We start from the raw sequence: 896 nt of genomic DNA, 5'->3' as shown, positions 1-896 counted from the left end.
GGGAAGTCCTCGGCCTTCACCGTCAGGTCGCCGTCGTCGTTCTCCTCGTCGGTGGCGGTGATGCGCACCGGGTGCCTGTCCAGCCCGAGGCCCACGTCGGTCAGCGTGACCAGGTCCATCGGCTCCAGCAAACTGAAGTTCGCCGGCAACTTGAAGGTGTAGGTCGCGCGGATGTACAGAGAGCGCTGCAGCATCAGCTGGGCGACCAGGCGGGCGACGGCGCCGTCGGTGATCCAGTCGGCCTTCACGATCGCCTCGGAGCGCAACCCGTGCGCATCGATGTCCGCCTGGTCCTTCGCCTCGGCCACGTCGACGTTGTAGCTGTTCGCCCGGTTGCGGTACTGAACCCGGAAATGGTTCTTCGCGTCGGCCGGGCTCTTGCGCTCCTGCTTCACAGGCGGCTCGCCAGGGCTCGGTATGAAGTGGTCGTCGGTGAGGTCGTAGACCGGCTTCACGTTGGGCGTGAAGGTGCGCCCGAGACCTGCCTCCGGGCTGTCGCCGTAGGGGATCATCTTCAGCTTCCCCGCGCTCCACACCGGCGCGGTGTTCGTGAGCCGCCCGAGCAGCTGCACCAGCTCGGCCGCGGAGATCTGCTCGGTCAGCGCGGGCGACATGACCAGGCCGGCCGCGACGCAGTAGTCCGACCAGTCCTGCATGCCGTCGAGCCGGTCGCTTGCGATGTTGGCGCCGTAGCGGCCGTTCATCAGCAGATCCAGCAGCGCGCGGCTCGGGTCCACGTCGGGCACCGCGCTGCCGAGCGAGTAGGCGAGAGCACCCTGGATCTCGAAGGTGTGGTTTTCGACCTGCGCCGAACCGCCGAGGTCGTAGTCTTTCGCGCAGACGTACGCCAGGCCGCTGTATCCGAGCGCCTGCGCCGGGTTCGCGCCTTGCAGGTA

At 67.6% G+C, this 896-nt stretch carries 1 protein-coding gene; it reads right to left on the bottom strand.

Annotated elements, in window-relative coordinates; genetic code table 11:
* Positions 1–896 (bottom strand): phage tail protein (locus AC1D01_RS36760; RefSeq protein WP_477874752.1); only part of this gene is annotated, 896 nt, incomplete at both ends.

The organism is Rhizobacter sp. P3_B12, from assembly GCF_056402895.1.
This window is presented reverse-complemented; position numbering and strand designations above follow the sequence as displayed.